Source organism: Bacillus sp. MBGLi79 (assembly GCF_002953915.1).
Window position 1 is genome coordinate 3928652 of record NZ_CP026521.1, and the last position, 17771, is coordinate 3946422.

14 protein-coding genes, 1 pseudogene and 1 other annotated feature are annotated in these 17771 nt (G+C 46.1%); of the genes and pseudogenes, 2 read left to right on the forward strand and 13 right to left on the reverse strand.

Annotation, left to right across the window (positions count from 1 at the left end):
- From eno to araE, 7 genes and pseudogenes are all read right to left on the reverse strand, one after another.
- Window positions 1-642, reverse strand: a pseudogene (gene eno, locus C1T29_RS20120) (phosphopyruvate hydratase); the annotation flags it as partial.
- A 29-nt stretch (window positions 643-671) separates the two neighbouring features.
- Window positions 672-2207, reverse strand: a complete 1536-nt coding sequence (gene gpmI / locus C1T29_RS20125; RefSeq protein WP_071582418.1) for a 2,3-bisphosphoglycerate-independent phosphoglycerate mutase — start codon at window positions 2205-2207, stop codon at window positions 672-674.
- The gene (tpiA, locus tag C1T29_RS20130; RefSeq protein ID WP_103749369.1) at window positions 2200-2961 is read right to left on the reverse strand and encodes a triose-phosphate isomerase; all 762 of its coding nucleotides are present in this window, start codon (window positions 2959-2961) and stop codon (window positions 2200-2202) included. Before tpiA ends, gpmI begins: the two co-directional genes overlap by 8 nt.
- A gap of 30 nt (window positions 2962-2991) precedes the next feature.
- Window positions 2992-4176, reverse strand: coding sequence for a phosphoglycerate kinase (pgk, locus tag C1T29_RS20135; RefSeq protein WP_040081789.1), 1185 nt, complete (start codon window positions 4174-4176; stop codon window positions 2992-2994).
- A gap of 317 nt (window positions 4177-4493) precedes the next feature.
- A complete protein-coding gene (gene gap, locus C1T29_RS20140; protein ID WP_003219957.1) occupies window positions 4494-5501 on the reverse strand; it encodes a type I glyceraldehyde-3-phosphate dehydrogenase in 1008 nt (335 codons plus the stop codon).
- 46 nt (window positions 5502-5547) lie between these two features.
- A complete protein-coding gene (gene cggR / locus C1T29_RS20145) occupies window positions 5548-6570 on the reverse strand; it encodes a gapA transcriptional regulator CggR (protein ID WP_103749368.1) in 1023 nt (340 codons plus the stop codon).
- 297 nt (window positions 6571-6867) lie between these two features.
- Window positions 6868-8262, reverse strand: coding sequence for an arabinose-proton symporter AraE (araE, locus tag C1T29_RS20150; protein WP_014665419.1), 1395 nt, complete (start codon window positions 8260-8262; stop codon window positions 6868-6870).
- Between the two features lie 204 nt (window positions 8263-8466).
- Here araE and araR point away from each other — a divergent pair, with 204 nt between their 5' ends.
- On the forward strand, window positions 8467-9555 hold the full coding sequence (gene araR, locus C1T29_RS20155) for an arabinose utilization transcriptional regulator AraR (RefSeq protein WP_142393702.1): 1089 nt from the start codon (window positions 8467-8469) through the stop codon (window positions 9553-9555).
- Window positions 9556-9603: 48 nt separating this feature from the next.
- Here the strand turns inward: araR and C1T29_RS20160 are convergent, their stop codons facing one another.
- Window positions 9604-10614, reverse strand: a complete 1011-nt coding sequence (locus C1T29_RS20160) for an LLM class flavin-dependent oxidoreductase (protein WP_103749367.1) — start codon at window positions 10612-10614, stop codon at window positions 9604-9606.
- Window positions 10615-10770: 156 nt separating this feature from the next.
- A complete protein-coding gene (locus C1T29_RS20165; protein WP_095431916.1) occupies window positions 10771-11649 on the reverse strand; it encodes a LysR family transcriptional regulator in 879 nt (292 codons plus the stop codon).
- A gap of 99 nt (window positions 11650-11748) precedes the next feature.
- On the opposite strand from C1T29_RS20165, the gene C1T29_RS20170 reads away from it, so the two are divergent.
- Window positions 11749-12666, forward strand: a complete 918-nt coding sequence (locus tag C1T29_RS20170; RefSeq protein ID WP_095431917.1) for a DMT family transporter — start codon at window positions 11749-11751, stop codon at window positions 12664-12666.
- Between the two features lie 40 nt (window positions 12667-12706).
- On the opposite strand, the gene C1T29_RS20175 is transcribed toward C1T29_RS20170, so the two are convergent.
- The 4 genes from C1T29_RS20175 to lutB all read right to left on the reverse strand — a co-directional run bounded on the left by C1T29_RS20175 (window position 12707) and on the right by lutB (window position 17757).
- Complete coding sequence (locus C1T29_RS20175) at window positions 12707-14050, reverse strand: amino acid permease (RefSeq protein ID WP_014665424.1); 1344 nt, start codon at window positions 14048-14050, stop codon at window positions 12707-12709.
- A gap of 68 nt (window positions 14051-14118) precedes the next feature.
- Window positions 14119-14354, reverse strand: a binding site (T-box leader).
- A 97-nt stretch (window positions 14355-14451) separates the two neighbouring features.
- Window positions 14452-15486, reverse strand: a complete 1035-nt coding sequence (locus tag C1T29_RS20180; RefSeq protein ID WP_103749366.1) for a glycosyl hydrolase family 18 protein — start codon at window positions 15484-15486, stop codon at window positions 14452-14454.
- Between the two features lie 109 nt (window positions 15487-15595).
- The gene (gene lutC, locus C1T29_RS20185) at window positions 15596-16318 is read right to left on the reverse strand and encodes a lactate utilization protein LutC (protein WP_103749365.1); all 723 of its coding nucleotides are present in this window, start codon (window positions 16316-16318) and stop codon (window positions 15596-15598) included.
- Window positions 16318-17757 (reverse strand): lactate utilization iron-sulfur protein LutB, encoded by a 1440-nt coding sequence (gene lutB, locus C1T29_RS20190; RefSeq protein ID WP_014665427.1) that lies wholly within the window; start codon window positions 17755-17757, stop codon window positions 16318-16320. The genes lutC and lutB overlap by 1 nt, the downstream gene beginning before the upstream one ends.
- Window positions 17758-17771: the final 14 nt, after the last annotated feature.

Consider the following 17771-nt stretch of genomic DNA (forward strand, 5'->3'; position numbering starts at 1 on the left):
AGAACCAAGGTTTGGAGCGAATCCGCCTTCATCACCTACAGCTGTGTTCATTCCTTTAGCAGAAAGAACTGATTTCAGGCTGTGGAAGATTTGAGCGCCCATGCGAAGTGCTTCACGGAAGTTAGGAGCACCTACAGGCATGATCATGAATTCTTGAATATCCACGTTATTATCAGCATGCTCTCCGCCGTTTACGATGTTCATCATCGGTACAGGAAGAGTTTTTGAGTTGAATCCTCCAAGGTATTGGTAAAGAGGAATCTGTAAGAAATCAGCAGCAGCACGCGCACAAGCCATAGATACGCCAAGGATTGCGTTCGCACCAAGTTTGCCTTTGTTTTCAGTGCCGTCAAGCTCGATTAAAAGCTGATCGATTGCGTTTTGTTCAGTTACATCAAAGCCAAGAAGCTCTGGAGCAATGATTTCGTTTACGTTGTTAACAGCTGTTAACACGCCTTTTCCAAGGTAACGGTCTTTGTCGCCGTCACGAAGCTCAACCGCTTCGTATTCACCTGTAGAAGCTCCGCTTGGCACTAACGCGCGGCCGAAAGCTCCTGTTTCTGTATATACTTCAACTTCAACTGTTGGGTTGCCGCGGGAGTCTAATACTTCGCGTGCATAAACATCAACAATGTATGGCATGAGTTTTGTCTCTCCTTTTGATTTTCAAATTATTTTTGAATTAAAGATGTTCCTGTCATTTCTTTCGGTTTTTCAACACCGAGAAGGTCTAATAACGTTGGTGCAAGGTCTCCTAGGATTCCGCCTTCACGCAGCGTAACGCCTTCTTTCGTTACAATCACAGGGACTGGGTTTGTTGTATGCGCAGTGTGCGGTTCGCCTGATTCTGTAATCAGAATGTCAGCATTACCGTGATCAGCGGTAATGATGGCGTGTCCGCCTTTAGCGAGAATCGCGTCAACGACTTCGCCTAAGCATTCGTCCACTGCTTCAATTGCTTTAATTGTTGGTTCAACCATTCCGGAGTGGCCGACCATATCAGGGTTTGCGAAGTTCAGAATGATCGCGTCATGCTTGTCAGCTTCAATTTCTTTGACAAGCGCGTCTTTCACTTCATACGCACTCATTTCAGGCTTCAAGTCATACGTTGCAACTTTAGGCGAGTTGATGAGAATACGCTCTTCACCCGGGAATTCAGCTTCACGGCCGCCGCTCATAAAGAACGTGACGTGCGGATACTTTTCAGTCTCTGCAATTCGAAGCTGTTTTAATCCGTGCTGAGATAATACTTCTCCGACTGTGTTATCAAGATTTATCGGTTTAAACGCTACATAGCCGTCAACTGTTTCACTAAAGTGAGTCAGGCAGACGAAATACAGGTTCTTTGGATAATTCTCGCCGCGGTCGAAATCGCGGAAGTCTTTGTTTGTGAACGTGTTGGAAATCTGGATGGCGCGGTCCGGTCTGAAATTATAGAAAATCACAGAATCGCCGTCTTGGATTTTCGCAACAGGCTCACCGTTTTCTTTTGTGATGACAGATGGAATCACGAATTCATCGTAGATACCATTTGCATATGAATCATCAACAACATCCAGGGCGCTGCGGTAAGATGGGCCTTCGCCGTACGCCATTGCGCGGTACGCTTTTTCTACACGGTCCCAGCGTTTGTCGCGGTCCATAGAGTAGTAACGTCCGGAAATGCTGGCGATTTCACCCACACCGATTTCCTTGATTTGATCGTTCAATTGGTTGATGTACGTTTTCGCTGTCTGCGGACCAACATCACGGCCGTCAAGGAAGCCATGGATATAAACCTTTGTCAGCCCTTCTTTTTTCGCAAGCTTTAACAGTGCGAATAAATGGTTGATATGGCTGTGCACGCCTCCGTCAGATAAAAGACCGAACAGGTGCAAGGCTTTGTTGTTTTCTTTCGCGTTGCTGATCGCGTCAAGGAATGTTTGATTGCGTTCGAACTCTCCTTCACGAATGGCAACATTTACGCGTGTTAAGCTTTGGTACACAATACGTCCCGCACCGATATTTAAGTGACCTACTTCGGAGTTCCCCATTTGCCCTTCAGGAAGACCTACAGCCTCGCCTGAAGCAGTCAATGTTTGATGAGGATACTGGTTCCAATAGCGGTCAAAATTCGGTTTTTTCGCTAAAGCGACAGCGTTCCCTACTGTTTCGTTACGTAATCCGAACCCATCAAGAATGATGAGTGCAGCTGGTTTTTTACTCATATTGACCTTCCTCCAATAATTGAACGAATGACTGTGGCTCAAGGCTCGCGCCGCCGACCAAAGCACCGTCAATATCGGACTCTGCCATATATTCTTTAATGTTTGCAGGCTTTACGCTTCCGCCATATTGGATGCGAAGCTTGTCTGCAGCTTCTTGGCTGAAGCTTTCAGCGACGGTTTTACGGATATGCGCACACACGTCATTCGCATCTTTCGCTGTAGAAGATTTGCCTGTTCCGATTGCCCAGATTGGCTCATACGCAATAACAGAAGCAGCAACTTGTTCTTCAGAAAGGCCAGCAAGGCCTTTTTTCACTTGGTCAGCAACAAGATCATTTGTTTTGTCGGCTTCACGCTCTTCAAGCGTTTCACCTACACAGATGATCGGCACAATGCCGTGTTTGAAAGCTGCGTGTGCTTTTTTGTTAACTGTTTCATCAGTTTCAGCGAACATTTCACGGCGCTCAGAGTGGCCGATGACGCAGTAGTCAACGCCAAGGTCTTTCAGAGCAACCGGGCTGATTTCGCCTGTGAACGCGCCGCTTTCTTCGAAGTGCATGTTTTGAGCGCCGACTTTTAGGTCAGTGCCTTTAACAGCAGAAGCAAGCTTTTCTAAGAAAAGTGCTGGCGCGCAAACAACAGCTTCAGCTTTGTCTGCTGCTGGAATGGAAGATTTCACTTCTTCAACGAAGCTGACAGCTTCGCCGAGTGTTTTGTTCATTTTCCAGTTACCGGCGATAATTGGTTTTCTCATCTGTTCCACTTCCTTATAGCAGTTTTGAGATTATTTATCGTTCAGTGCAGCTACCCCTGGAAGCTCTTTGCCTTCCATAAACTCAAGGGATGCGCCGCCGCCTGTTGAAATGTGGCTCATTTTGTCAGCAAGGCCGAATTTTTCAACCGCTGCCGCAGAGTCTCCTCCGCCGATGACAGAGTATGTATCTTTCGCCTCTGCCAATGCTTCCGCAACCGCTTTTGTTCCTTGAGCGAACAAGTCGATTTCGAATACGCCCATCGGTCCGTTCCACACGACAAGTTTGCTGTTTTTGATGACGTCAGCATACGTTTCGCGTGTTTTCGTACCAATGTCGATAGCTTCTAAATCACTAGGGATTTCAGAGATCGGCACAATTTTCACGTTTGCATCGTTAGAGAAATCATCTGCAACGAGTACATCTTCAGGCATGTAGAAGTTAACGCCTTTTTCTTTAGCGCGGTCCATAAATGATTTCGCAAGCTCGATTTTATCTTCTTCAAGAAGAGATTTACCGACTTCATAGCCAAGCGCTTTTACGAAAGTATAAGCAAGACCTCCGCCGATGATCAGGTTGTCTACTTTATCAAGAAGACTTTCGATAACACCGATTTTATCTTTTACTTTCGCTCCGCCGATGATCGCCGTGAACGGGCGGTCAGGGTTAGAAACCGCTTTTCCGAGTACATCAAGCTCTTTTTCCATTAAGAAACCTGCAACTGCTGGCAGATGCTCGGCAATTCCAGCTGTAGATGCGTGAGCACGGTGGGCAGCACCGAATGCGTCATTTACATATACATCTGCAAGCTCAGCAAATGCTTTTGCAAGCTCAGGATCATTTTTCTCTTCACCAGGATAGAAACGTACGTTTTCCAATACAAGAACGTCTCCGTCCTTCATCTCGGAAATTTGTGCTTTTACAGCATCGCCGTAAGCTTCATCCGCTTTTTTCACTTCTTTGCCAAGCAGTTCGCCGAGACGTGCAGCGACAGGAGTTAAACGAAGCTCCTCAACTACTTCGCCTTTCGGGCGGCCTAAGTGGCTCGCAAGAAGGACTTTTGCGCCTTGTTCTGCAAGGTGTTTGATTGTTGGAAGCGCAGCACGGATACGTGTATCGTCTGTTACTTCCCCGTCTTTCATTGGAACGTTAAAGTCAACGCGGCAGAATACAACTTTGCCTTTTACGTCGATGTCTTTGAGAGTTTTCTTATTCATGCCTAGGAGATCCTCCTTCAAAATGGTTTGCATACAGCACGAAAAACGTGAAACCGTCTGGTCAAGCGATAACGCCGCTAGGGCAGTTCGCAGTCTTTTTTCGGCACAGGGCAGTTCGTCTAAAAGCCAGGGCAGCGGCCTTAGGCGAAAGCGCCGGCAAAGCTGCTAAAAACGCGGTCGTTTCTCTTTCACAGAGCGTTTTCTGAAAGCCGGTCTTCATGGAAAAAGGGAAAGGGAGTCCGTCCCCTTCCCTTGTCCGCTTTCATTATAGCGCTTCTATTCAAAAGAACCAAGTCAGGTCCTTTTTCAGCTATAAATTAAAGACCTTTTTTTGCGATGTAAGCTGCAAGGTCAACAACGCGGTTAGAGTAGCCGCTTTCGTTATCGTACCAAGAGATTACTTTTACCATGCTGCCTTCCATAACCATTGTAGAAAGAGCATCGATTGTAGAAGAGTTTTTGTTTCCGTTGTAGTCGCCAGAAACTAATGGCTCTTCGCTGTAGCCAAGGATTCCTTTAAGGTCGCCTTCAGCTGCTTCTTTAAGAGCTGCATTTACTTCTTCAGCTGTTACTTCTTGGTTCAGTTCAGCAACCAAGTCAACTAGAGAAACGTTTGGAGTTGGAACACGCATTGCTCCACCGTTCAGTTTGCCTTTTAGTTCAGGAAGAACTAGAGAAACTGCTTTAGCAGCACCAGTTGATGTTGGGATGATGTTTTCAGCTGCTGCACGCGCACGACGGTAGTCTTTGTGCGGAAGATCAAGGATTTGCTGATCGTTTGTGTAAGAGTGAACAGTTGTCATCATACCGCGTTTGATGCCGAATTTATCGTTAAGTACTTTTGCAAACGGCGCAAGGCAGTTTGTTGTGCAAGATGCGTTAGAGATAACATCGTGGTTAGCCGCATCGTATTTATCTTCGTTAACACCCATAACGATTGTGATATCTTCTTCGTTAGCAGGAGCAGAGATGATTACTTTTTTCGCGCCAGCTTCTAAGTGTTTCGCAGCGTCTGCGCGTTTTGTGAAGAAACCAGTAGATTCAACTACGATTTCAACGCCTTGTTTGCCCCAGCTAAGTTTAGCAGGATCGCGTTCTGCAGAAACTTCAATTGTTTTGCCGTTAACAACAAGGTTGTTACCGTCAACTGAAACTTCAGCGTCTAATTTTCCGTGTACAGAATCATATTGTAAAAGGTGAGCCAGCATGTTAGCATCTGTTAAATCGTTAACCGCTACTACCTCAACTTCAGGATTGTTTAATGCTGCGCGGAATACGTTACGTCCAATACGACCAAAACCGTTAATACCGACTTTTACTGCCATGATTGTTTCCTCCTTTAAATAAGTGAGAGATATTTATATTGAGGGATTATTCATCCCTTAATAACTTCTTTGCGGCTCCTTCGTCTGTGACGAGAACCGTGTTGCGCGGCTTTTTAAAGTAAGCCTCGATCGCCTCGGCTTTTGATGATCCGCCCGCTACCGCAATAATATCGGGAATGGCGTCTATGTCATCCAGCTGCATTCCGACAGAATGCACTTTGTGGACCACTTCGCCGTCCGCATTAAAATAGTAGCCAAACGCTTCAGTCACCGCGGCGTTATCATCTATTTTCTTCAAGTCTTCTAAAGGCGTGTTTCTGCGCTGAGCCATAGTTTTAGCTTCGCCGATTCCGTGAACCAGCATACTCGCCGATTTAATGGTGTTCAGCACCTCTTTGACAGAAGGCTCTTCAATAATAGATGAATAGGCGCCTTGTGACAGCTGTCCCGGAACAAACAAAAGCCGGTAAGTGCCTGAAGCCTTCTCCGCCATATGCGCGCATATGGTGTTCGCCTGGTTTTTCACGTCTTCGCCTAAACCGCCTCTTGCAGGCACAAACAAAAGCTCGCGGTTTTTAGAATCCGGCGTCATCATTTCGGCGACAGCTTCAATTGTCGTACCGCCAGTTACAGCGACGATATTTTTGCCTGAAAATCTTTTTTTCATACATGCGACAGCCGCTCTACCCATTTCTTTTTTGACCCATGGAGAGTGATCGCTGTCTCCGGATACGATAATGACATCCTTTAGATTTAAACGTTCTTTTAATGTCTTTTCCAAAAGCGTCAAACCTAAAACATCTTTCATCGTATCTTCCAGAACAGAAAGCAGTTCATAGCCCTCTTCTGTCAATGTCATGCCGTTTGTCTTAATATCGACCAGGTTCTGTTCCTTTAAAAACTGAACCTCGCCCCTCAGCACACGCTCGCTGATTTCGAGACTGGCAGACAGGCTTCTTCGCCCGATGGGTTCTGTCAGCCTGATATACTGCAAGATTTCAAACCTCTTTTGCATAACGAGCAGAAGATCAGGCAATAATTTTTTTTGAGCTTGTATTAACTGGTTCATGACTCAAACGTTCCTTCCTTTTTTGCTGGACATTATATGTCCCGCTATGACAAAAAACGTCCCATCATAGCCAAAAAAAATCATTTCTGCTTTCTTTAATTATTTTAACAGGGTGGAATTGTTTATTCAACTGTTAAGAGCCAATTCATCGACAATATTCGCAGAGTTTTCATGCCGCGGCGTTTTAACTAGCACTATTTTTTCCTATATATCTTTATCTTATACAGAAATCGCCAAATGGTGCATCCCAATATAAACAGCCCTTCTCATAGAAAGGGCTGTTCTTTTAAAGCGTTTTCATTTTATCCAGAGCTTTTCAATTTCTTCAAGCGATTTGTTCTTCGTTTCCGGGCAGATTGTTACGACAAACAGGAAGCAAAGGATGTTAATCACCGCGAAGATCCAGAATGTATAGGCGAGCCCGAACGAATCAATCATCATTGGCACAAACTGTCCGATCGCCCAGTTTGCTCCCCATAAAAAGATGGTCGCAATGCCCGCGGCCCGCGCACGCAGATGGTTCGGGAAGATTTCAGAAATCATAATCCATGTGATCGGTCCAACCGAAACACAGAAAGCAGCGACAAAACCTAATATAAGGATGATCATCATGATCCCGCTTGTTAACTCAAAATAAAACGACGTCCCGATTAAAATCATAAAAATAGCCATAAAAGCAGAACCGATGGACATCAGTTTTTTCCGTCCGACTTTATCAATCAGCAACACCGCAATAACGGTAAAGATGACTTCTACAACTCCAACGATACAAGTCGTCACGAATCCGGCGTTTTGCCCGAATCCCATCATTTTAAAGATTTCCGGCCCGTAGTAAGTAATGGCGTTCATGCCGATGACTTGGTTAAACAGCGCCAGCAGGATTCCAATGACAAGCGCCTTTCTGAGACCCGGCTTAAACAGCTGGGAGAGCGACCCCATTTGTTCTATTTTTAAAGAGTTCTCAATGTTCTTTAATTCTTCTTTTGCAACAGTTTCTCCATTAATACGTGTCAGAATCTTTAAAGCTTCGTTTGTTTTGCCCGCTTTCGCCAGCCATCTCGGACTTTCCGGGACGACGAGCAGGACAAGGAAAAAGATGACGGACGGCACCATTCCATAAGCAAGCATCCATCTCCAGCCGGTGTGGACGCCCCATTCGTATGTTCCGGACCGCTGCACAGCCAGATTAATAAAGTATGTTGCGGAAATACCCAGGATCGTAAAGAGCTGATATAAGGATGATAAACTTCCGCGTATGGCGGGCGGCGCTGCTTCTGTAATGTACGTAACAGAAAGCGATGATCCCATCCCGATTCCCAGGCCCCCGATAATCCTTGCAATGATCAAAGTGGACACGTCTTGAGAAAGCGCTGAAACGATTGCTGATATCGCAAATAACAAAGCGGCTGTCATTAAAATTTTTCTCCGGCCGAATCTGTCACTTAAAAATCCGGATATCCCGACGCCCACAACTCCTCCAATCATAATGCTTGAAATGACAAGTCCCTCCATAAACGGACTCAGGCTGTATAAATCTTTCAGAAAACCAATGGCGCCAGAAATCACTGCCGTGTCATAGCCATACAATAAGCCGCCAAGCCCCGCCGCGCATGAGATTAAAATAACAAATCCCATTGAATGGCTTCTTGTTACAGGAACATTTGGTTCTAATTGAGTTGGAGTATTCTTCATTTCCCTGCCCTCCCGAAATGTTGAGTAAAGCGTTTTCATTTCAATCTGCAATTGTACGTACTTATATTAAAATTTAACGAAAATTACATTTAATTAGTACGTACAAATATAGAATAATCTTGTTTGCATTTTCTGTCAATGTTTTCTTACAAAGAACGCTGTGATATACTAAAATTTGTCCGTATACATTTTGGAGGAATGGATATGTTACCAAAATACGCGCAAGTAAAAGAAGAAATTAGTTCATGGATTAATCAAGGCAAAATACTGCCCGATCAAAAAATCCCTACCGAAAACGAATTAATGCAGCAATTCGGCGTCAGCCGGCATACCATTCGCAAAGCGATCGGAGACCTCGTATCACAAGGTCTGCTGTACAGCGTGCAAGGCGGAGGCACCTTCGTCGCTTCACGCTCTGCGAAGTCAGCGCTGCATTCCAATAAAACGATCGGTGTTTTGACAACCTACATATCAGACTATATTTTCCCGAGCATTATTAGAGGAATCGAGTCCTATTTAAGCGAGCAGGGATACTCTATGCTTTTGACAAGCACAAACAACAACCCGGACAATGAAAGAAGAGGCTTAGAAAACCTGCTGTCCCAGCATATTGACGGACTCATCGTAGAACCGACAAAAAGCGCCCTGCAAACCCCAAACATCGGCTACTATCTAAACTTGGAGAAAAACGGCATTCCCTTTGCGATGATTAACGCGTCATATGCCGAGCTTGCCGCACCGAGTTTTACCTTGGATGATGTGAAAGGCGGCATGATGGCGGCGGAGCATTTGCTTTCTCTCGGCCACACGCACATGATGGGTATTTTCAAAGCTGATGACACACAAGGCGTGAAACGGATGAACGGATTTATACAGGCGCACCGGGAGCGTGATTTGTTCCCCTCTCCAGATATGATTGTGACATTTACAACGGAAGAAAAAGAATCAAAACTGCTGGAGAAAGTGAAGGCCACACTGGAGAAAAACAGCAATCATATGCCGACAGCCATTCTTTGTTATAACGATGAAATTGCGCTGAAGGTGATTGATATGCTGCGGGAGATGGATTTAAAAGTGCCGGAGGATATGTCTATCGTCGGGTATGATGATTCACATTTCGCCCAAATCTCCGAAGTGAAACTAACCTCTGTCAAGCACCCGAAATCCGTGCTCGGTAAAGCGGCGGCGAAATATGTGATTGACTCCCTTGAGCATAAAAAGCCAAAGCAAGAGGATGTTATATTTGAGCCTGAGTTGATCATTCGCCAGTCCGCACGAAAACTGAATGAATAACAAAAGCAATGTATGGGTCTCCCCGCTACATTGCTTTTGTTATAGCTGTTATCTGTTTTTCCAAACATCAGCGATGATTTCAAACGAACGCATTCTGTCAGCGTGTTCATAGGTTTCTGAGTTAACCATAATTTCGTCAGCCTGTGTCGTTTTGACGAAGTCTTCAAGCTTCGCCTTCACTTCTTCCGGCCCTCCGACAATCGTGGAGCTTAGCTGCTCATTGACCATCGCTTTTTCATACGGGCTCCAGATTTGGTCCATATCCTCAACAGGCGGCTTCAGCTGGTTCGGCGTACCGCGGACAAGATCAAGAAATCTTTGATAATGTGAAGTCGCAAGGTGCTGCGCTTTCTCGTTTGTATCTGCCGCGATAATGGTGACACCGACCATTGCATACGGTTCGTCGAGCACGTCTGACGGCGTGAAGGAATTGCGGTACAGCTCCAAGGCAGGAACCGTATTCGCCGGCGAGAAATGAGCGGCGAAGGCAAACGGAAGACCTAGTTCACCTGCAAGGCGGGCGCTGAAGCCGCTTGAGCCCAGCAGCCAAATCGGCACATCTATGCCCTCTCCGGGAATGGCGCGGACTTGATTGCGCACATTTCCTTTCGGTTTAAAGTAATTGCGGAGTTCCTCTAATTGTTCAGGAAAATCTTCACCGCTGTTGATGTTTCTGCGGAGCGCTCTTGCTGTCAATTGGTCCGTTCCCGGCGCACGTCCGAGCCCCAGGTCAATCCGCCCGGGATACAATGTTTCGAGTGTGCCGAATTGTTCAGCAATGATTAATGAAGAGTGGTTCGGGAGCATAATGCCGCCGGAACCGACGCGGATTTTCTTAGTGCCTCCGGCAATATGGCCAATCAAAACTGCGGTGGCAGAGCTTGCCACACCTTCTATATTATGATGCTCAGCAAGCCAGTAACGGTGATAGCCCCATTCCTCCGCACGGCGCGCCAAGTCCATGCTGTTTCGGAATGATTCCGCGATCGTTCCTCCCTGAACAACCGGAGATAAATTCAAGACAGAAAGCAAGGTATCTTTGCGTTGGTTGTTAGACATATTGTTCTCCTTTGCAAATGTGTTATCAGGAAACAGCCCAAAGCTGTCAGGTCATGATCGAATGTACTTCTATCACACCATAACACAACTGCATTCAGGAATAAAAGAATTTGATTCGATGAAATTCGAACAATATAAAACGTACGGTTTGGGACGTTATTCTGCTCCAAACAGCTCCTTAGCCATCTCAATAAAGAGCTTAGCCGCCAGAGAAGCCTCCTTCAGCGACGGAACAGCAAGCTGCACATCACGGTATACCTGCGGGTCCAACTCTCTGGTCACCACATGCTCCGGCAGCGGCATGTGCGACATGGACATTTCTGATAAAATCGCGAGACCCAGTCCTTCTTTGACCATACTGATCGAGGTGTTCATGTTATAGACCGTGAAAGCGGCGTTCAGCGTAGCGCCCGCTTGCCTGAACATATCGTGAAAAGGTGATTCATAGCCGCCGTCGCAGACGATCATCGGTTCATCATCGAGATCTTTCAGCGTAATGGCTGAACGGCTGCAAAGCGGGTGATCATCCCTGAGCACGACTGCCATTTTGTCTTTTTTCAAATGAATGTACTCCATCTCCTCTGTTGGATACAGAAGAATGCCGACATCTATCATCCGCGTGTGAAGCCACTCCTTGACTTCATTTACAGTTCCCTCGTGCAGCACAAGCTCCAGTTTCGGATATTTTTGTTTAAATTCACTGATCAGCTTCGGCATAAAATAAGCCGAGGCAGTTGAGAATGTGCCAATATGGATTGTACCCAGTTCAAGCCCTTTTTCCGCGGCTGCGACCTGCTCAACTTTTTCAATGCCTTTTAAGACTTCCCTGATGTGTACTAAGATCTGTTTTCCCGTATCAGTCAGCATCAGGCCATTGCGGCGGTCACGAATAATCAGCTTTACATCAAGCTCAGCTTCGATTGCAGAAATCGCATGGCTGACAGCCGGCTGTGTCATGTTCAGCGCCTGACCCGCTTTTGTAAAGCTTCCCGTTTCAGCTATTTTGACGAAAACCTTTAATTGTGTAATAGTCATAACAATTTACTTATGCTCCTCATAAAAAAGATTCATTTTATTTATCTTATGTTCTACCGTATCATATGATGGAAAAGTTCTACAAGGAGTGAATGAACAATGAAGCAGCTCTCAAAAACGCGGACAGCTCTCCTGCTCGCATTTCTCGTCATCATGTGGGGCGTCAATTGGCCGCTGTCCAAAGCCGCGCTCGCCTATTCGCCGCCCTTATTATTCGCGGGCATCCGAACGCTGATCGGCGGGCTTTTATTAGTCATTGTCGCACTGCCGCGTTTTCATAAATTACGTTTAAAAGAAACGTGGCCGATTTATCTTGTTTCTGCACTTTTAAATATTACGTTATTCTACGGCCTGCAAACGATCGGGCTGAATTATCTTCCGGCCGGCCTGTTTTCTGCAATCGTCTTCTTTCAGCCTGTTCTGATGGGGGTATTTTCTTGGCTGTGGCTCGGCGAATCTATGTTTGTATTGAAAGTGATCGGGCTCATCCTCGGTTTTGCGGGAGTAGCCGTCATTAGTGCCGCGGGCTTTGACGGGCATATTTCTGTCATTGGGGTTCTGCTGGCGCTTGGCTCCGCAATCAGCTGGGCGCTCGGAACAGTATATATGAAAAAAACAGGCAGCCGCGTCGATTCCATCTGGATGGTCGCCTTGCAGCTGACGATCGGCAGCGTGTTTCTGCTTATATCCGGTCTTTGGACAGAAAGCTTTTCCGCGATCCAATGGACAGCTCCGTTTATCACGAGCCTGCTGTTCATCTCTGTATTCGTTATCGCACTCGGTTGGCTTATCTTTTTTACACTTGTCGGTTCAGGAGAAGCAAGCAAGGTCGCATCTTATACGTTTTTGATTCCGCTCATATCGATCGTAGCCAGCTCCATTTTCCTGCATGAACCGCTCACCCTTAGCCTCTTGGCAGGGCTGCTGCTGATTGTCACAAGCATCTGTCTCGTGAATACAAACTCAAAAGCGCAGAAAGCAGCGGCGATTGGCATAAATGAGAAAGCTGCACAATAATAAAAACCCTCTTGCCGGATGCGGCGAGAGGGTTTCTTATTTACTGATGCTTGCGCCCTTTGACCAAATATGCAACGGTAATCAAAAGGTAGATCGCCGCAGTAATGCCGGTAATGACAATTGACGTTGTCATTACGACCCCGATCAGAATGGCGAGTAATGCCACAATCGCAAACCATGTCGTGTACGGGAACCATTTTACATAATAAGCCGGTTTTTCCGTTTGCTGTTTTCTCGATTTCAAATGAGCGAATCCGATGATCAGCCAAATGAATAAAACGGTATATCCCAATGATCCCATTAAATAATTAAATGTTTGGCTTCCCGCGAACAGAGAAATCAACACTCCAATATAGAGAGAAGAAGTGCACATCAGAATTGCAAACATCGGTACGTTTTTTGATGAAAGCTTCGAGAAGACCTTCGGAAGCCTTCCGTCACTTGCCTGTGTATACAAAATGCGTGATGATCCGTATAAACCTGAATTCATAGAAGAAATGATCGCCAGCAGGATAACTGCGTTCATGATATGATCAGCGCCCGGAATGCCTACCATTTTAAAGACCATCACGAAAGGACTTTCCGGAACGGAATTGACTTGGTTCCACGGAATCAGGCTGACGATGATGAAAAACGGCAGCAGGTAAAACGCGACAATCCGTGTCAGTGTGCTGCGGACAGCTTTCGGGACAACCTTTTCTGGATTTTTTGTTTCAGCAAGTGTCACTCCGATAATTTCTGTACCGCCGTAAGAGTAGATGACGACAAGCATCGCCGTAATCAGCCCTGTGCCGCCGTGCGGGAAAAATCCGCCGTGCTCTGTCAGGTTTGAAAATCCGGCAGCTGTATGATCACCGAATGATACGAATAAAAGCAATAACCCTAAAATAATAAAGACAATAATAACGGTAATCTTGATCATGGCCAGCCAATATTCAGTTTCGGCGAAGATTTTAACAGAAAGCAAGTTTACGATCGTGACGATAAGAGAAATCCCCAATGCCAGCACCCAAATCGGGCAGCCCGGGAGCCAGTATTGAATAAAGATCGCAGCTACAACAGCTTCAGCCGCAATGTTGAGCACCCACATTTTCCAGTATATCCAGTCCAAGAAATAAGCGGCGTAATTCCCTAACACCTGCTGGACAAGGTCCCTGAAGGTTCTGGCGTTGCGGTTTCGAACAGCCATTTCCGCGAGCCCCTGCATAATAAACAGCAAAATAATTCCGCCGAGCAGGTATGCGATAATGACAGATGGCCCTGCCACATCGATCGCTGAGCTGCTCCCTTTAAATAAACCTGCGCCGATTGCTCCGCCCAGCGCCATCATCATAATATGGCGGGACGTCATCGTGCGTTTTAACGTTTGATTGTCGTTTTTCATCCTCTTCTACCTCTCCTTCTCGTTTTCAAAAACAAAAAAGCCCGCCGCCCCTTATCTAATCTAATAGATAAAGAGACGACGAGCCTTCGGCTGACCGCGGTACCACTCTTGTTGATTCTTCATGAAGAATCCTGCTTTTGACCTGTAACGAAGGTTAGCCGTTAAAACATAGGGAATATTCAATCTATTCCGTTCCGTCTTACCACTCCCGGGCGAGTTCAAAGAAAAATCAGGCTGCGTCGCACCACCCCGCAGCTCTCTGTTCTGATTACTTTCTTTTACTGCTCCCAATCTATGCGTTTTAGTTTTCTGAAAAACTCAAATTTTATGATCTGAATATATTAACATAATATACGTGCTTCTCTTTTCCCTGTCAATAACTTCAGAGAAAAAAGAAACTGTTATTTTGTCCCTTTTTGAATGGCTTTCCAAAAGGATTCTGACTCGTTTCCTAATGCGTAGACTGAAACACCTGCTATTTTATATTGCTTTGCCAAATGGCTTTTCGTTTGAACGGTTTTTTCGTTTTCATACCACACGACATGTTTATGCTTCTTTTTGTCAACATAAGAGAACGTCATCGAACCTGTTTTTTTGTTGAATGCAGGCTTTGCTTTTTGCTTTTGGATGAGGGATTTGAGTTCATTCCATTCCCTCACAGAGCTTCCGCTTCCGTCTTTTACATCCCAATCATAGCCGTACGCGGGGATGCCCATGATGACTTTATTGGCTTTGATCTTTTTGACTGAAAACTGCAGAGAGCTTTTGATCCAGTTTGTGCTTGCCACTGATCCTGGCTCACCCCAAATGCCGTGTTCGTCGTAGGTCATGACTTGTACGAAGTCGGCATATTTGCCGATTTTCGCATAATCATACGGCCAGCTCCAGTCATCATTTTTATCATCAGTGCTTTTGGCAGGAACGGATACCATTGTTTGAATATGTTTCTTTTTCAAAGCCTGTGAGACATCTTGAATAAAACGTGAGTATTTAGATCGGTCTTCTGGATTCACTGCTTCAAAATCGATATTGATACCGTAGTATGAGTGCTTTTTCGCCAAAGATATGAGCTGATCAGTGAACCGTTTTTTCGCTGTTTTATTACTCATGACCCGACTTGCCAAATCTCCGTCAAAGTCATAAATGGCATCATTATAGTTTGAAATGACAGCCCATGTCTTGATTTTTTTCTTTTTCGCATATGTCAGCTGCTTGCTTGGCGCATCGCCAATGATTTGTCCGTTTTTTTCAAACGCAAATGTATCGGTTGCGATGGCATTCATGTATGTATGATATTTCGTAAGAGAATTGTATGAAGCCGTATCCCCAGTCGTGTAGCCTAATGTCATACCGGCTGCCTTCGCTTCTCCTTTTGTATACATAAACAGAACAATCGCAATCGCCAGTGAAACCGCTATGATCAGCCATTTTTTCATCACATTTCCTCCTGTATCAAGTCATACTCTTCTCATCGGCCAAAAAATTGGAAGTTGAAGTTTTTTTTCAAGCAAAAAGCCCGGCATATGCCTGCCGGGCTTCCTGAGTTTAGCGGTCAGAGACGAGAATATAGGCTGCCTTTACTGGTCCGTGCACTCCTACAACTAAATCCATTTCAATATCGGCTGAGTTGCTCGGTCCGGTAATGTAGTTGATACATGAAGGAACAGTGACACCGTCTGCAATGTTTTGGCGGATGATATCACTGGCTTGTGTCATTCTTGGCACAATGCTTGATTTCGGCACGATCGCAATATAAGTCGTAGGCAGAAGACTGACAGATCGGCCGATGTCTTTTGAGGAGAAGAGGACAACCGTCCCCGACTCAGCCAATGTAATTTCGCTGAATGTAATCCCTACATTGGCTTGCTCCGCTTTTTTGATATTTTCCTCGCCTTTGTCAGCATCCCACTCCCAGACTGGCGTTCCCTCACTCGGCAAGTCCTTGGTGAGCAGGCTTTTCAGTCCGTATGCTTCAAAGCGGGGGTCCTTCGGAATGATGACAGGGCCTCCGGAGAAGCGGCTGACTTGCTCGCGCAGGGCATCGTAAAGGCCGGTTGAATCCGTTTCAATCAGCTCTGTATGGATTTTGACACAATGGTTTTTGAGCACTGTGACTAAGTCATCCGCTGAATATCCTTCAAGTGTTTTATATTGCGGCTGATGCGCCCACTCAGGAACTGCCACGCCCCCTGTTCTTCTTTCACGGCCCAGGCTGGATGCGATTCGGTTTAAAAAGCTCTCTTGATTCTGAATGGTTCCCTTCGTCATCACTGCTCCTCCTTCGTGCGTTCACTTGTTTCTCTGTCTGCAAACCAGTCTCTGAATCTCGATTTATGCGGTGCCGGGAAGTCGCGGATCTGTGTCCAGCTTTTGAGCGGGCCGGGACCCTTCGAAATTTTTTCGTCCTCTGTAAAAGGTGTCATGGCGGCCGGCGCCCATTTTGAGCCCATTTTGTATAGTGACAAGGAGGATGCGCCAAGTCCGAACGCTTTCATCGCAAGCTTTTCACTGATCGGCGCTCTGCCTTCTTTTTCGACGATGTTTTGGCGATGCTTGAGAAGGAGCTCGTGCAGCGGAATTTTGACCGGGCAGGCTTCTGTACAAGCAGCGCACAGTGAAGAAGCGTACGGCAGCTCCTTATAATCGTCATAACCGCCGAGCAATGGCGATAAAACCGCTCCGATCGGCCCCGAGTAGATTGAGCCGTATGAATGTCCGCCGACATGGCGGTACACAGGGCAGACATTGATACAGGCGGCACAGCGGATACATTGCAGCACAGACTGGAATTCCGTTCCTAGGATGTTGGATCGCCCATTGTCAACGATGACAAGATGGAATTCTTCTGGACCATCCACTTCACCTTCCAGCTTCGGACCCGTCAAAGCTGTAATATAACTTGTCAGCCGCTGTCCGACAGCACTTCTTGTCAGCATGCTGACAAGCACTTCAAATTCAGAAAATGACGGGACAATCCGTTCCATTCCCATGACGGTAATTTGTGTTTTCGGCAAGGTGCTCACAAGCCGTCCATTTCCTTCATTGGTCACAAGGCTGACAGAACCCGTGTCCGCAATGGCGAAGTTACAGCCGGTAATGCCGATATCCGCTTCCAGAAACTTTTTCCGGAGAATGGCACGCGCATGCATGACAAGCTCTTCCGGTTTTTCTGTATGTTGATAGTCCAGCCTTTCTTTAAACACATCGCGTATCTGCTCTTTATTTTTATGAAGGGCGGGCGCGACGATATGTGACGGCGGATCGTGATCATCAATCTGCAAAATATACTCGCCGAGGTCGGTTTCGACGACTTCACAGCCTTCCTTCTCCAGCACCTCATTCAGATTGATTTCCTCTGTAACCATTGATTTTGATTTTACGATTTTCTTCCCGTTCTTCTTTTGAATGACGTCGCGAATATAAGAAGACGCCTCTTCCGCTGTTTCCGCGAAATAGACATGTCCGCCTCTTTTCGCCACATTTTCGGCAAGCTGTCCGAGATAGAAATCAAGGTTTTCAAGGACATGCTGCCTGATTTCCTCTGATAAAGAGCGCCACTCCTCCCAGTTTCCCAGTTCTTCTGCCGCCTCTAGGCGCCGCGTCCGCAGACGCTCCTGTGCACCTGAAACAGCGCCTCTCATAAATTCATTATCAATCCCCTGTGATACCCGCTCTTTAAAAGCGTCAGTACCGATTTTCATCGCCATGATCCTTTCCCCCT

Excerpts from the sequence above, each read along its gene's own strand:
- C1T29_RS20165 (WP_095431916.1), bottom strand. The coding sequence starts at position 11,649 with ATGACTATTACACAATTAAAGGTTTTCGTCAAAATAGCTGAAACGGGA.
- lutC (WP_103749365.1), bottom strand. The coding sequence starts at position 16,318 with ATGACGAAGGGAACCATTCAGAATCAAGAGAGCTTTTTAAACCGAATC.
- C1T29_RS20175 (WP_014665424.1), bottom strand. The coding sequence starts at position 14,050 with ATGAAAAACGACAATCAAACGTTAAAACGCACGATGACGTCCCGCCAT.
- C1T29_RS20180 (WP_103749366.1), bottom strand. The coding sequence starts at position 15,486 with ATGAAAAAATGGCTGATCATAGCGGTTTCACTGGCGATTGCGATTGTT.
- araR (WP_142393702.1), top strand. The coding sequence starts at position 8,467 with ATGTTACCAAAATACGCGCAAGTAAAAGAAGAAATTAGTTCATGGATT.
- C1T29_RS20160 (WP_103749367.1), bottom strand. The coding sequence starts at position 10,614 with ATGTCTAACAACCAACGCAAAGATACCTTGCTTTCTGTCTTGAATTTA.
- C1T29_RS20170 (WP_095431917.1), top strand. The coding sequence starts at position 11,749 with ATGAAGCAGCTCTCAAAAACGCGGACAGCTCTCCTGCTCGCATTTCTC.
- cggR (WP_103749368.1), bottom strand. The coding sequence starts at position 6,570 with ATGAACCAGTTAATACAAGCTCAAAAAAAATTATTGCCTGATCTTCTG.
- tpiA (WP_103749369.1), bottom strand. The coding sequence starts at position 2,961 with ATGAGAAAACCAATTATCGCCGGTAACTGGAAAATGAACAAAACACTC.
- gpmI (WP_071582418.1), bottom strand. The coding sequence starts at position 2,207 with ATGAGTAAAAAACCAGCTGCACTCATCATTCTTGATGGGTTCGGATTA.
- gap (WP_003219957.1), bottom strand. The coding sequence starts at position 5,501 with ATGGCAGTAAAAGTCGGTATTAACGGTTTTGGTCGTATTGGACGTAAC.
- araE (WP_014665419.1), bottom strand. The coding sequence starts at position 8,262 with ATGAAGAATACTCCAACTCAATTAGAACCAAATGTTCCTGTAACAAGA.
- lutB (WP_014665427.1), bottom strand. The coding sequence starts at position 17,757 with ATGGCGATGAAAATCGGTACTGACGCTTTTAAAGAGCGGGTATCACAG.
- pgk (WP_040081789.1), bottom strand. The coding sequence starts at position 4,176 with ATGAATAAGAAAACTCTCAAAGACATCGACGTAAAAGGCAAAGTTGTA.